We start from the raw sequence: 13719 nt of genomic DNA, 5'->3' as shown, positions 1-13719 counted from the left end.
GCGCCAATACCACGCGTCGATCACGTCGTGAACGCGTCGGGAACTTCCGCCGAGCGGTTGTCAGGGCGCCCGGAGGTGACGAGCCTGGAAGTGTCAGATGTCAACCGACAAAGCTGGTGAATCTCATGGCCACCCATCCGGACACCGAACTCGTACGCCGCGGGTACGACGCGTTCACGCGCGGTGACATGGAGGCCCTGGGGAGCCTGATGACGGGCGACTGCACGCATCACGCGCCCGGATCGCACGCGCTGGCGGGGCACTTCAAGGGCCGTGACAACGTGCTGGACCTGTACCGGCGCATGCACGAGGAGACCGGCGGCACGATGCGCGTCGGCCTCGACACCGTCATGGCCGACGGACGCGGGCACGCGATCTCCGTGCACCGGTTCACCGCCGAACGCCAGGGCCGTACCCTCGACGCGCGCGGCGCGCTGTTCTTCACGATCGTCGGTGACAAGTTCACCGACATCGACGAATGCGTGGAGGACATCGACGCGTCCGACGCGTTCTGGAGCTGACGGGAGAGACACCGCGAGCCGGTGATCCCGCGCGGATACGCGGGGTCACCGGCTCGCGGCGGTGTTCGGGTGCCCGGGTGTTCAGGCGCTGACCGGCTCCGCCTCGGGGGCCGGCTCGACCTTGCGCATCGTCGACTCGGCGTCCTTGTCCCGGACCGTCAGCGAGACGAGCGCGGCCAGCACCGCGATACCCGCCGCGGCCCAGAACGCGGCGCGGTACGCGTCCAGGTTCGGCGTACGGACGCCCTCCGCGGAGGTGTGGAACGCCCCGACGGTCGCGATGACCGTGCTGAGGACCGCGACGCCGAGCGCGGAACCCAGCTGCCGCATCGTGTTGAACAGCGTCGACGCGGCGCCGTTGTCGGCCGGCGCGGTCTTCGCGAAGGCCGCGGCCTGCAGCGGGACCATGCCGAACGCCAGCGCGACGCCCGTGAAGAAGAGGATCGCCACGAAGACGACCGGCGCGGTGTTCTCGTCGGTGAAGCTGAGCAGGAACGCCATCGAGGCGATGCCGAGCAGCCCGGAGACCATCAGGCGGCGCGGCCCGACCTTCGGGTAGACGCGTGTGACGATCTGCGACGTGATCATCACGCCGAACGCCTCGGGGAAGGTCAGCAGGCCGGTCTTGAGCGCCGACCAGCCGAACGCGTTCTGGCACATGAGCGGGTACGCGTACAACAGGCCGAGGAAGCCGCCGGCCGACAGCAGCATCACCGTGTTGGTGCTCGCGAACAGGCGGTCCTTGTACAGCCGCAGCCGCAGGATCGGCGCCGACGCGCGCAGCAGTTCGTACCAGATCATCGTGGTCAGCAGGACGACGCCGGCGATCCCGGTGCCGAGGATGAGCGGGGAGCCCCAGCCCCGCGCGCTGCCCTCGCTCAGCGCGTACATCAGCGACGCGAAGCCGACGCCCGCCAGCAGGAAGCCCGGTATGTCGAAGCGCCCGGCGCTCGGCTCGCGGTGCTCCTTGAGGAAGAGCAGCCCGAACACCAGCGCCGCCGCGCCGACCGGCAGGTTGATGAAGAAGACCCAGTGCCACGACACCTTGTCGACGAGCAGCCCGCCGAGCACGGGGCCGAGCGCGGGGGCGAGCGCGGTCGGGACCATCAGGACGCGGGACGCGCGCACGCGCTCCTCGGGCGGGAACACGCGGAACATCATCGCCATGCCGACCGGTGTCAGCAGCCCGCCGCCGACGCCCTGGAGCACCCGGAACAACACCAACTGGTCGACGTTCTGGGCGAGTCCGCACAACCCCGACGCCAAGGTGAAGATCGTGAGCGCGGTGAGGAAGACCCGCTTGCCGCCGAACCGGTCGCCGAGCCAGCCGGACGCGGGGATGAACACCGCGAGGCTGACGAGGTAGCCGACGGAGACCGTGCCGAGCTCGGACGGGCTGACGTCGAAGTCGTCGCCGATCGCCGGCAGCGCGACGTTCACGATCGTGATGTCCAGGATGTTCACGAACATCGCGGCCACGAAGACCGCGCCGACCACGATCTTCTGGTTGAGATCGGGCAGACGTGAGCGTCCGGGTGTCGGCATGGGCGTCTCCAGGGCTGTCGGCGGTCGCGGGTGCGCGGGGGGTACGGTCGCGCCGGTCCGTGCGGAGAGCGGCGGATGCCGCGCAAACCGCGGAACCGCAGGTTCCACGCGACAACCGAGCGCAACGAACGGCGCCCCGGGCGAAATTCCTCACCGCTCGGGGAAGTGGCGCAGGCCACACCGGGCGCCGCGCCGCGGCACCCGGAGCCGACGCCGCCGAAGCCTCAGTGATCGCCCTCGCCGCGCGGTGTCAGCCCGAGCGCCGCGCACGCCTCGCGGTACATGCGCACCACCTCGACGCGCACCTCGCGGCGCTCGGTCAGCTCCCGCCCCCACGGGACCCGGACGGTCTTCTCGACCCCGTCCACCACCGCGACGAAGTCCGCGCCGAGCTTGTCGAGGCCGCTCATGCGCGCCGACGCCGCCGATCCCTCGCCGCCCAGGGCGCGGACGATCAGGAGGTTGTCGTCGGGGTGGTCGTCGTTCATGTGCCGCGTGATGGCGGCGACGACGTCCGGACCGAACGGGTCGCCGGGGAGAGGGCTGGTCATCGCGGGGGCCTCCGGCCGGGTCGTGGTGCCTGCGGGTGTCGTACGGGAGGGCGGCGGGCCGCCGGGATCAGTCGGCCTTGCGGCGCCGCAGGAAGAAGAACGTCCCCGCACCGATGACGACCAGGACGCCCGCGGCGACGCCGACGACGACACCGGTCGACGCGCCGTCGCCGTCGCCCTTCGCGGTGCTGGGGGAGCCGCTCGGCGCGGTGGCCTCCGGGCTGCCGGCGGGGCTGCCCGGCGATCCGTCCGAAGCCCCCGCCGACGGCGTGGCCGCCGCGCCGCCGCCGGGCGCGCCGCCTCCGGGCGGACCGGCGTTCTCCTGCGGCTTGGTCGGCAGCGACGCCGGGACCCCGCCGGTGAAGTTGATCGCGACACTGGCCTCCTGCGTCCGGTCCTTGCCCATGCCGACGCGGCTGGTCTGGAACGCGCACGGCGTCGTCAGGCAGTCGGTGTTGCCGAACTTCGCGGCGGCCTTGACCTCGACCGTGAAGTTCCCGGCGGCGTCGACCGGCGCCAACTTGTAGTTGAGCCCGTCGCATGCCGCGCCGGCGGGTTGCGCCGGGTCGCACACGGTCACGAAGAGGCTGATGTTCGGGACGAACCCCTGCCCGGTCACCGTGACCACCTCGCCCTCGGGGGCGAGGCCGGTGGTCTTGGACACCGTGATCGCCGAGCCCTCGGCGTGCGCCGGGGCCGCCGCGACGACGAGCCATGTGAGCAGCGCGGTGAGGACGGCGAGGGCCCCGGCCGCTGTCCCGCGGCGGGTGCGGAGGCTGGTCACGGTGCTGGACTCCCGGGTTGGTTGGCGGACGGACGACCGGATCGCGGTGCGCGGGTTAGGGTACCCTCAGAAACCCCGCCGCCCATGGGCGGGGTCGCCCCGCGGGCCCGAGGTCGAACACCGCCCGAGCCTAGGCGTTTGCCGCCGAATGCGTGTGCGAGGGCCCGGGTGGCGAAGATGCCGACAAGTTGTCGGCAAGATCTTGACGGGGGCGTCCGGGGCCGCCCAGACTGCGGATCGGCAGCTTGTCGTACCGCCGGTCCGGACGGGCCGCCCGCACACCGCGGGGCGCGCGAGCCGCGCGGGTTCGCCATGCCCACACGCCGTATCCGCTTGTCCGCGTGCCGTACCGCCTGTCGTATCCACGCCGCTCTCGGGCAGCCCTGCTAGGGGAGTCAGGATGACCACGACGAAGACCGCCGAGACCCACAAGACCGACGAAGAGACGTTCTCCGCGGCCATGCGACGGCGCTCCTGGAGCAGCCACCAAAGCGCCGAAGGGGAAGGCTTCCTCGACGTGCTCATGCGCGGCGGCCTCACCCGCGACGGCTACGCGGCGATGGCCGCCCAGCACTACTGGGCGTACGAGGTGTTGGAACAGGCGTCCGCCGTCATGCGCGGCAACCCCACCGCCGCGCCGTTCTGCCCGCCGGTACTCGACCGCATGCCGGCCCTGGAGGCCGACATGCGCTTCCTGGGCGGCGACGGCTGGCGGGAGAAGTTCCCCGCCAACGCCGCGACCGTCCGCTACCGGGAGCGCCTGCGCGAGACGTGCTTCGACTGGCCCGGCGGCTACGTCGCGCACCACTACACGCGCTACCTCGGCGACATGTCCGGCGGGCAGCACATAGCCAAGCTGATGCGCCGTCACTTCGGCCTGGCGGGCCACGAAGGCGTCGCGTTCTACGACTTCGCGGCCGTCGGCGACCTCGACGCGTTCAAGCAGGGCTACCGCGCCTCGCTCGACAACGCGCCGTGGGACGCCGACGAGCGCGAGCGCGTCATCGCCGAGGTGCTGGTCGCGTACGAGATCAACGGCGCCGTCCTGCGCGACCTCGGCGCCGAAATGGACCGCTGGCGCACCGCCGGCTGACCCGCCGTCCCGCCCGATTCGCCGGTGGGGTGGGATAGGGGACGGGCCTGCCCCGGACCGGCCGCCCCACCCGCCGCGCGAGGCCGCGCCACCACCGCGCCTCGCCGAGGCCACGCGCGCGCGGCCGGGCGGACGCGGCCGGGCCCGGACACCGGCCCGCGGCACCTCGGTGCCGGCCACCCGCGCGGCGCTCGGGGGCGGGCGACCAGGCGGGCGTACGGAACGCAACGGGAGCGGAAGATGGCGGTGTACATCCTGCGGCGCGCGATCGGCGTGCTCGTGGTGATGGCGGCCGTGGTCACCGCGATGTTCCTGCTGCTGCACGTCTCCCCGGTCTCGCCCGTCAACCAACTCGCGCCGCAGGTCGCCGCCGACCCCGCCGCGCGCGCCGCGGTCGAACACGAGCTGGGGCTCGACCGGCCGCTCGTCGTGCAATACCTCGACTACGTCGGCGGCCTGCTGACCGGCGACTTCGGGCACTCCCTCGCCGACGGCTCGTCCGTCGCCGACCAGATCGGCCGCGCCCTGCCCGTCTCGCTGGAACTCGGCCTCCTCGCCGCGCTCATGGCCGTGCTCCCGGCCGCCCTGCTGGGCACCTGGTCCGCCCTGCGGAACGGCCGTGCCGTCGACCGGATCACCCGGATCGCCACCGTCGTCGCGATGTCGGTCCCCGGCTACTGGCTCGCCGTCGTGCTCCTCGTCACCGTCGACAACCCCGACTACCTCCCGGGAGCGGGCGGCTTCGTGGAATTCCCCGACGACCCCGTCCGCAACCTGCAAGTCCTGCTGCTGCCCGCACTCGTCCTCGGCCTCGCCGCGTTCGCCATGATCACCAGATCGCTGCGCGGCGGCCTGATCGAGGCGTACGCCTCCGACCACGTCGCGTTCGCGCGCGCGATGGGCGCCTCACGCACGGAGGTACTGCGCCGGATCGCCCTGCGCGAAGCCGTCGTCCCCACCCTCACCGTCGCGGGCGTCCTCATCGGCGGCCTGCTCTCCGGCACCGTGCTGGTCGAGAACGTGTTCCAGCTCCCCGGCCTCGGGCAGCTCATGGTCACCGCGTTCCAACGCGAGGACTACCCGCTCGCGTTGGGCGGCTGCGTCGCGACGGCGGCGATCTTCCTCGTGCTCAACCTGCTCGTCGACGTGCTCTACTTCGCCGCCGACCCCCGCATGCGCCAGGGGCTCGACCGTGCCTGAGCGATCCCACACCCCCGAAGCGTCCCGCGGCCCCGAACCGTCCCGCGCCCTCGGCCGACCCCGTGCGCGACGGCTGCCCGCCCTCGGCGCGACGGGCTGGATCGGCCTCGTCCTGGTCGCCGCGTACCTCCTCGTCGCCACCGTCGGCCGCCTGCACGGCAGCCCGACCGAAATGGCCGCGAACGACCTCGAACCCCCGTCGTGGCAGCACCCGTTCGGCACCGACCACCTCGGCCGCGACCTGCTCTCCCGGACCGCCGAAGGCGCGTGGACGTCGCTGTGGATCAGCGTCACCGCGATCGGCGTCGCGGTCGTCGCCGGCACCGCCGTGGGCGTCCTCGCCGGGTGGCGGCACGGCGGACGCCTCGACGGCCTCCTCATGCGCACCGTCGAAAGCGTGCAGGCGCTGCCGCAGTTCATCTTCGTCATGGTCGTCATCGGCCTGATCGGCACGAAGGACATGCACTGGGGGCCGCTCACCATCGGCAACGGGATCCGGGTCGCGCTCGCGATCGGCGTCGGCTTCGTCCCCTACTTCGCCCGCGTCGCCCGCGCCGCGACCGTCGTGGAGGTACGCGAGGACTACGTCGCCAACCTGCGCGGCCTCGGCGTCCCACCGCGCGAGATCCTGTTCCGCGAGGTCCTGGTGAACGTCATGCCCCCGGTGCTCGGACAGGCCTTCCTCGCGATGGCCATCGCGGTCTTCGCCGAAGGCGGCCTCAGCTACCTCGGACTCGGCGTCCCGGCGCCGCACCCGACGCTCGGCAACATCGTCGCCGACGCGGGAGGGCAACTCCTCGCCGACGCCTGGTGGTACGCCGCGCTGCCGGGGGCCGTGCTGGCCTCCGGCATCCTGGGCTTCAACCTGCTCGGCGAGGCGTACGCCGAACGCGACCGGAACCGGCCGACACCCCACCCGAAAAGCCCGGAAAAGAACCCGGCAAAGGAGACGACGTGACAACCCGCCGCGGTTTCCTCGGCATCGCCGCCGGCCTCGCCGTCGGCGGCACCGGCCTGCTCACCGCGTGCAGTTCCGGCGACTCCGGCGAACGCGTCACCGAGCGCCACCGCGACGGCATCCTGCGCATCGGCGTCGCGGCGGCGCCGAGCAGCCTGAACCCGCTCGACTCCGGCGCCGAGGTGACCCGGTGGATCGCCGAGCCCGTCATGGAGAGCCTGTACGCGTACGACGACAACCTCGCCTCCGTACCCCTCCTCGCGGACGGCGAGCCCGAGATCTCCCCCGACGGACTCACCTGGACCGTCCGCCTCAAGGACGGCGTCCTCTGGCACAACGGCGACCCGTTCACCGCCGACGACGTCGTCGCGACGCTCAACCACATGCTCGACATGTCGGCGGGCAGCGAGTGGATCACGTACATGCTCGGCTACGTCTCCCGCTTCGAGAAGGCCGACGCCCGCACCGTGCGCGTCGTACTCGGCAAGCCGTACGGCCTGATGCGCTCGCACCTGACGAACCTGCCGGTCACGCACAAGGACTTCGTGACGCGCAAGGACACCATGATGGGGACGGGCCCGTACCGGCTCGACGGCTACGTCGCCGGCCAGAGCTTCACGATGTCGCGGTTCGACCGCTACCACGGCGGCCAGTACCGCGCCCCGTTCGCGGACCTGCCCGGCGGGGCGGCGTTCCGCGGCATCGAGTACACCGTCTTCACCGACGGCAACACCCGCGCGGTCAGCCTCAAACAGGGCAAGGTCGACCTCGTCACGTCGCCCGCGCAGTCCACCGTCCCGGCACTGACCGGCGACTCGGGCGTCACGGTCGTCTCCACCGTCGCGCCGCTGGACGTGCTGACGTACGTGATGATGCAACGCGAGCCGTTCAGCGACCCGGAGTTCCGCAAGGCGATCGCGTTCGCGATGGACCGCGACGGCGTGCTGCGCCGCGTCTACGGGGGCAAGGGCACCCCCGGCCAGGGGCCGATCGGCCCCGGCGAGACGGGGTACGACCCGGCGCTCACGGTGTATCCGGCGGTCCCCGACCTGGACCGGGCACGCGACCACCTCGCCCGCGCGACCACCGGCAAGCGCGCGTTCACCCTCACCGTCGGCAACGGCCAGACGATCCGCGACATCGCGCAGGTCCTGGTCGCGGGGTGGGCCAAGATCGGCGTCGACGTGACCATCGAGCAACTGGCGGGCGGGCCTTGGTCCAACAAATGGCTGTCGCGCGAATACGACATGCTGATGAACACCTTCTCGTCCGGCTTCACCTCCGGCCCCGCGAACTACCTGACGCTGGCCCCGGCTTCGTCGACCAACGTGCTCGCGTGCGGCTACCACGACCCGGCGGTCGACCAGGCCATCGACACCGTCTGGCAGACCGCCGACACCGCCGAGCGGGTGGCCGCCCTCAAGACCGTCAACCGCGCCCTCGCCGAGGACGCGGTGATCTTCCCGCCCGTCCACCCGGAACTCGCCATCGCCCAGCGCCGCGAACTGAGCCCGCTCAACCCCGCCCAACTCAAGGTCTGCCGCCTGTCCCCGCAAACACTCAGGTTCACCACCTGACCGCACCCCGTCGCACACGCACGCGAACACAGAAAGCCTCTTCGCCATTTCGTGTCACCGGGGGCTTCGGCGGCACTTTCGCCGCCCGCCGAACGTTCCCGAGGCAAGGAAGGTCGGGCGGGAGCGGGCGAGAGGGACCGGGAGCGACGGACCGCGCGGGACGGGCGCGACGGATCGAGTGGGGACGGGCGCGACGGGCGGGGACGGGCGCGACGTATCGCGCGGTGACGGGCGCGACGGGCGGGGCAAGACGGACCCGCGCGATCGCATGCGCATCCCACCGGCACACTGGAGGCACTGACCGGACCACCCCGGCGCCCCGCCCAGGACGGATACGCACGCATGGCCACGCCCCCGGGACCGGACGGCCCCTCGACCACCGCGTCCCCTGAAGGCGCCGCCGCGCCCTCTGCGGGGCCGATGATTCCCGCGCCCCTCGCGGGTCCGGAAGCTCCCGTGCCCTTCGCGGGCCCGGTGACCCCCGAGACCCCGATCCCCGAGACCCCGACCGCGGCGCTCCCGACTGCGGCGCTCCCGACCCCGGCAACCCCGACCCCCGCGCCCCCAACCCCCGCGCCCCCCGCGGCCTTCGCGGCGCCTGTTCCCGGCGCGCCCTCCGCGGTCGACGGCGGCCAGGGGGAGCCCCGTGGCGCGTTGTTGGGTGTGCGTGGGTTGTCGGTCACGTATGCCTCGCCGCGCGGGCCCGTGCCCGCCGTGCGCGGGGTGTCCTTCGATGTTCGGCCGGGGGAGATCTTCGGGCTCGTCGGGGAATCCGGCAGCGGCAAGAGCAGCGTGTGCACCGCCGTCATGGGTCTCCTGCCGTCCGCCGCCCACGTGGCGGCGGACGGCATCGACTTCGAGGGCCGCGATCTGGCCCGACTGCGCGACCGCGACCTGCGCCGGATCCGAGGGCGCCGCATCGCGCTCGTACCGCAGCAACCGATGACGTCGCTCGCGCCGACGACGCCCGTCGGCCGCCAACTGCGCTGGTACCTGGGCGATCGGCTCGACGACCCCGCCGTCCGCGCGACCCTCGCCGGCATCGGGCTCGGCCCCGTCCTCGACCGCCCACGCGACCTCCCCGGCGCGTTCTCCGGCGGCCAACTCCAGCGCCTCGTCATCGCCATCGCCGCGCTCTCCCACGAGCCCGCCCTGCTGCTCGCCGACGAGCCCACCACGACCCTCGACGCCACCGTCCAGGCCCACGTACTGAAGCTGTTCCTGACGCTGCGTGAGGAACTGGGTCTGGGCGTGCTGTACGTGTCCCACGACCTCGCCGTGGTCGCGCGGATCTGCGACCGCGTGGGCGTGATGTACGGCGGACGGCTCGTCGAGACCGCTCCCGTACGCGAGATCTTCACCAACCCGCGCCACCCCTACACCCGCGCGCTGGTCGCCGCGATGCCGTCCACGACCCCGCCGGACGAACCGCTTCGCCCGATCCCCGGCACCGCCGACGGCGCGAACCTGCTCCCCGGCTGCCCGTTCGCGCCGCGCTGCCCCCACACGACCGACGTCTGCACGACCCACATGCCGGACACGACCCGCCACGGCACCACCACCGTCGCCTGCCATCACCCCTCCACCCCCATCCCGACCATCCCGACCATCCCGGCTATCCCGGCCACCACGACCATCCCGGCCCCCGCCCCCGCACCACCCTCCGAGCGCGGCGTGCCCCAGCCCACCCCCAAACGCGCCGCCGATCCCCCCACCACCCCCGAACCGACGCCCACCCCCACCCCGGCCGCCCACCCCGCACCCGAGTCACCCCCCGCCCCGCCCCCCGGGCCCGCCTCCTCCGCCGCCGCGCCCGATCCCCACCCGCCCCCTCCCCACGCCCCCGGCTCCGTCTCCGGCACCGTCCCCCGCGGCCCCCAACCCCCTCCCGCCCCCAGCCCTCGCCAGACCTCCGCCTCCGCGCCCGAGCACAAGCCCGAGGTACCCCCCGACCCCCACCCCGATGCCACATGACCGACCCCACCGCCCCGACCACCGACCGCGCGACCGACCGCGCGACCGGCCCCACCAACCCCACCGACCGCACCAACCCCACCCCCCTCCTGACAGCCCGTCACCTCAAACGCCACTTCCCCGTCCCCCGCCCGATCGGCCGCCGCGCCCCCGCCGAATACGTGCGGGCCGTCGAGGACGTCTCGTTCGACGTCTCGGCCGGTGAAGTGCTGGCCGTCGTCGGGGAGTCCGGGTGCGGCAAGTCGACCGTCGCGCGGATTCTCGCGGGTCTGGACGCGCCGACCTCGGGCACCGTGGAGGCCGGCGGGCGCGTGCTCCCCGCGCGGCGCGAGGCGGCCGACCGGCGGCTGGTCCAGCTCGTCACGCAGAACCCCCGGGCGGCGTTCAACCGCCGCCGCGGTATCCGGCACGCCCTGCACCAGCCGCTGCGCGTCCACGGTCTGGCACCCGACAAAGAGGCCCGCGAGAGGATCGCGGTGGAGACCGTGCGCCGCGTGGGGTTGTCCGCCGAGCACCTGGACCGCATGCCGCGCGACCTCAGCGGCGGGGAGCTGGCCCGCATGGTGCTGGCCCGGGCGCTCCTGGTCGCGCCGCGCGTCCTCGTGCTCGACGAGCCGACCGCGAGCCTGGACGCGAGCGTCAAGGCGACGGTGGTCAACCTGCTGCTCCGCCTCCGCGACGAGCTGGGGCTCGCGATCGTCGTGATCACGCACGAGATCGACATCGCCCGGCGGCTCGCCGACCGCGCGGCGGTGATGTACCTGGGCCGGATCGTCGAGATCGGTCCCGCGTCGCGCGTCCTGTACGCGCCCGCCCACCCGTACCCCCGCATGCTGCTGGCGAGCGTCCCCGACCCGGACCCGGGTCGCACCGGGCCCGCGCGCGCGGCGGACGCGGTCGCGGGGGCGGTCGGCGAGGTCCCGTCCGCCGTCGCGCCGCCGTCCGGTTGCCCTTATCACCCCCGCTGCGCGGTCGCGACGGCGGGGTGCGCTGTCGAGCCGCCGGAGCCCCGCACGTACGGTGGTGTACGGGTGGCGTGTCATCACGCCGGTGAGCAGGTGCCGACCCGGTCCGGGGCGGACGCGTGAAAGGACGTGGGAAAGAGGGCCCGCATTGCGCCGGGGTCCCGGGAATGACGGCGTGGGTGCCGTTAACAGGTCGATAAAGATTGTTCGGTAAACCCGAGAAACCCCGAAGCATCCGAAAAACTACAGAGAACGGCATGGCGACAAAATGATTCGTATTTCGCCGACGTCCCGGCCCGGCGAATTAACGGAATCCCAACGTCCGGTTGCCCCGCGAGCGCGGGGTGCGCCGGAAAAACGCGGGAGGCGTGAAACCGCGTCCCCCGGCCCGGCGTCCTCAGTCCCGAGGGGGTGAGCGCGGTCCGCGGTCGAGGATAGCGGGTTACGGGGCCATGGATAACGGTGGGGTTGCGTTCGGGAAAAGTCGCGGGATTCGGGCTGACACACGACGGCCCGGTGCTTGATCGGCACATCGGTGATCGGGCAAGCTGAACCGCCAAGACCGACCGGGACCAGCCGAGCTCCTGGCCAACTGTCATGTTGGAATCGTCGTCGGTGCACTCAACGATCCAGTGCCCAGCGCGCGGTTCCCAGCAGTCCAGGGAGAGAGATGGAGCGTATTTCCGGCGGTCATGATGACACCGGAGGCGCTGCGGGAGCGGGCACCGAGGCACAACCCGACCGCGCGGTCGTCGACCCCGCGGTGGTCATGGCGCAGGCCAAGGACGAGAACTTCCCCGTCGCCTCGCGCGTGCTCAGTCCCCGCCACCGGCGCCACCTGCTGGCCGTCTACGGATTCGCGCGCCTCGTCGACGACATCGGCGACGAGGCCCAGGGCGACCGGCTCGCCCAACTCGACGCCGTCGAGGCCGACGTGCGCCGCATATACGACCACCGCGACCCCGATCTCGCGGTGCTGCGCCCCCTGCGCGCCACGGTCGACGACACCGCACTGCCGCCCGACCCGCTGATCGCGCTCATCGAGGCCAACCGCCAGGACCAGCGCGTCCGCCGCTACGAGACGTACGACGACCTCGTCGGCTACTGCACGCTCTCCGCCGACCCCGTGGGTCGGATAGTCCTGTATGTCTTCGGCAAGGCCGACGACCGGCGCTTCGTCTGGTCCGACCGGATCTGCACGGCACTCCAGATCGTCGAACACCTCCAGGACGTCGCCGAGGACCTGGCCAAGGACCGCGTCTACCTGCCGGCCGAGGACATGGCCCGGTTCGGCGTCACGGAAGACGACCTCGCGGCCCCGAGCGCCGGTCCCCACCTGCGAAAACTGGTTGCGTTCGAGGCCGGGCGCGCGGCTAACCTGCTCCGCGCCGGTATGCCCTTGATCGAGTCGCTGCGCGGGCGGGAGCGCCTGGCGGTCGCCGGGTTCGCGGCGGGCGGGCGGGCGGCGCTCTCGGCGATCGCCGACGCGGACCACGATGTGCTGGGGCGCCGACCCCGGCCGGGAAAAGCCGGCCTGCTGCGGGAACTCGTCCGCGTACTGGCCCGGAAACGGTGAGGAGCCTCATGGACGTCGACGCGTCGTACGCGTACTGCGAGCGGCTGACCCGCAATCAGGCGCGGAACTTCTACTACGGCATCCGGTTGCTGCCCGAACCCAAGCGCCTCGCGCTCAGCGCCGTCTACGCGTTCGCCCGCGAGGTCGACGACATCGGCGACGGCGACCTGCCGCTGGACACCAAGGTCGCCGAACTGGGCCGCATGCGCGCACAACTGGAGGACCTGGCCGCCTACCGCGACCCGGTGTGCGCGGCGCTCGCGGACGCCGCGCGCCGCTACCCGATCCCGCTGTCCGCCCTCGACGAGCTGATCGACGGCGTCGAGATGGACCTCAAGGAGACGCAGTACCGCAACTTCGAGCAACTGCGCGTCTACTGCCGGTGCGTGGCCGGCGCGGTCGGGCGGCTGTCGCTCGGCATCTTCGGCTCGGCCGACGACGCCCGGGCCCCCGAACTCGCCGACACGCTCGGCATCGCGCTCCAAGTCACCAACATCCTCCGGGACATCAAGGAGGACAAGGAGAACGGCCGCGTCTACCTGCCGCGTGAAGACCTCGCGAAGTTCGGCCTGGAGGACGCCTGGGAGCCCGACGGCGCGTTCGTGCCCGGTGCCGCGTTCGACGACCTGGTCCGCTTCGAAGGCGAGCGCGCGCGACGGCTTTTCGACGAGGGGCTGCGGCTGCTGCCGCTGCTCGACCGGCGAAGCGCCGCGTGTACCGGCGCGATGGCCGGAATCTACCGCCGCCTTCTGACCCGGATCGTCGCGGAACCGTCGATTGTGCTCGCCGGACGCCAATCTCTGCCCGGTTGGGAAAAGGCCGAGATCGCGGTAAGGGGGCTTTCCGGCCTCCCGGTCGGAGAACGCAGCGCGTTCGCGCGTTTCCTGGATCGCACCGATCAACGCGATCATGTCGTGGGATCGGGAACACCATCCGGGGAAAAGCACTTCAACGAGGAGTAGGCCAAGTGATCTT

At 72.4% G+C, this 13719-nt stretch carries 12 protein-coding genes; 9 read left to right on the top strand and 3 right to left on the bottom strand.

Going from position 1 to position 13719, the window contains the following annotated elements:
- The first annotated feature begins 125 nt into the window (after positions 1-125).
- A complete protein-coding gene (locus tag LO772_RS08905; RefSeq protein WP_231777846.1) occupies positions 126-521 on the top strand; it encodes a nuclear transport factor 2 family protein in 396 nt (131 codons plus the stop codon).
- A gap of 81 nt (positions 522-602) precedes the next feature.
- Here the strand turns inward: LO772_RS08905 and LO772_RS08900 are convergent, their stop codons facing one another.
- The 3 genes from LO772_RS08900 to LO772_RS08890 form a co-directional block, all read right to left on the bottom strand.
- Positions 603-2066 carry an MDR family MFS transporter gene (locus tag LO772_RS08900; protein ID WP_231777845.1) on the bottom strand — a complete coding sequence of 488 codons (1464 nt, stop codon included), beginning with the start codon at positions 2064-2066 and terminating at the stop codon, positions 603-605.
- Positions 2067-2290: 224 nt separating this feature from the next.
- A complete protein-coding gene (locus tag LO772_RS08895; protein WP_231777844.1) occupies positions 2291-2617 on the bottom strand; it encodes a DUF2470 domain-containing protein in 327 nt (108 codons plus the stop codon).
- Between the two features lie 67 nt (positions 2618-2684).
- Positions 2685-3401 carry a neocarzinostatin apoprotein domain-containing protein gene (locus LO772_RS08890; RefSeq protein WP_231777843.1) on the bottom strand — a complete coding sequence of 239 codons (717 nt, stop codon included), beginning with the start codon at positions 3399-3401 and terminating at the stop codon, positions 2685-2687.
- A 400-nt stretch (positions 3402-3801) separates the two neighbouring features.
- Between LO772_RS08890 and LO772_RS08885 the strand changes: the two genes are divergently transcribed.
- From LO772_RS08885 to hpnD, 8 genes are all read left to right on the top strand, one after another.
- Positions 3802-4494: a biliverdin-producing heme oxygenase gene (locus LO772_RS08885; RefSeq protein ID WP_231777842.1), complete on the top strand. Its 693-nt coding sequence runs from the start codon at positions 3802-3804 to the stop codon at positions 4492-4494.
- A gap of 240 nt (positions 4495-4734) precedes the next feature.
- Positions 4735-5694: an ABC transporter permease gene (locus tag LO772_RS08880; RefSeq protein WP_231777841.1), complete on the top strand. Its 960-nt coding sequence runs from the start codon at positions 4735-4737 to the stop codon at positions 5692-5694.
- Entirely contained in the window at positions 5687-6652 is a 966-nt protein-coding gene (locus tag LO772_RS08875; protein ID WP_231777840.1) for an ABC transporter permease, read from the top strand. The genes LO772_RS08880 and LO772_RS08875 overlap by 8 nt, the downstream gene beginning before the upstream one ends.
- Positions 6649-8229, top strand: a complete 1581-nt coding sequence (locus LO772_RS08870) for an ABC transporter substrate-binding protein (protein ID WP_231777839.1) — start codon at positions 6649-6651, stop codon at positions 8227-8229. The genes LO772_RS08875 and LO772_RS08870 overlap by 4 nt, the downstream gene beginning before the upstream one ends.
- A 723-nt stretch (positions 8230-8952) precedes the next feature.
- The gene (locus LO772_RS08865; RefSeq protein ID WP_231777838.1) at positions 8953-10203 is read left to right on the top strand and encodes an ABC transporter ATP-binding protein; all 1251 of its coding nucleotides are present in this window, start codon (positions 8953-8955) and stop codon (positions 10201-10203) included.
- Positions 10200-11291 (top strand): oligopeptide/dipeptide ABC transporter ATP-binding protein, encoded by a 1092-nt coding sequence (locus tag LO772_RS08860; RefSeq protein WP_231777837.1) that lies wholly within the window; start codon positions 10200-10202, stop codon positions 11289-11291. Before LO772_RS08865 ends, LO772_RS08860 begins: the two co-directional genes overlap by 4 nt.
- 646 nt (positions 11292-11937) lie before the next feature.
- The gene (hpnC, locus tag LO772_RS08855; RefSeq protein ID WP_231779469.1) at positions 11938-12744 is read left to right on the top strand and encodes a squalene synthase HpnC; all 807 of its coding nucleotides are present in this window, start codon (positions 11938-11940) and stop codon (positions 12742-12744) included.
- Between the two features lie 8 nt (positions 12745-12752).
- A complete protein-coding gene (gene hpnD / locus LO772_RS08850; RefSeq protein WP_231777836.1) occupies positions 12753-13706 on the top strand; it encodes a presqualene diphosphate synthase HpnD in 954 nt (317 codons plus the stop codon).
- The last annotated feature ends 13 nt before the right edge of the window (positions 13707-13719 follow it).

Origin of the sequence: Yinghuangia sp. ASG 101 (genome assembly GCF_021165735.1) — a bacterium.
GTDB lineage: Bacteria > Actinomycetota > Actinomycetes > Streptomycetales > Streptomycetaceae > Yinghuangia.
This window is presented reverse-complemented; position numbering and strand designations above follow the sequence as displayed.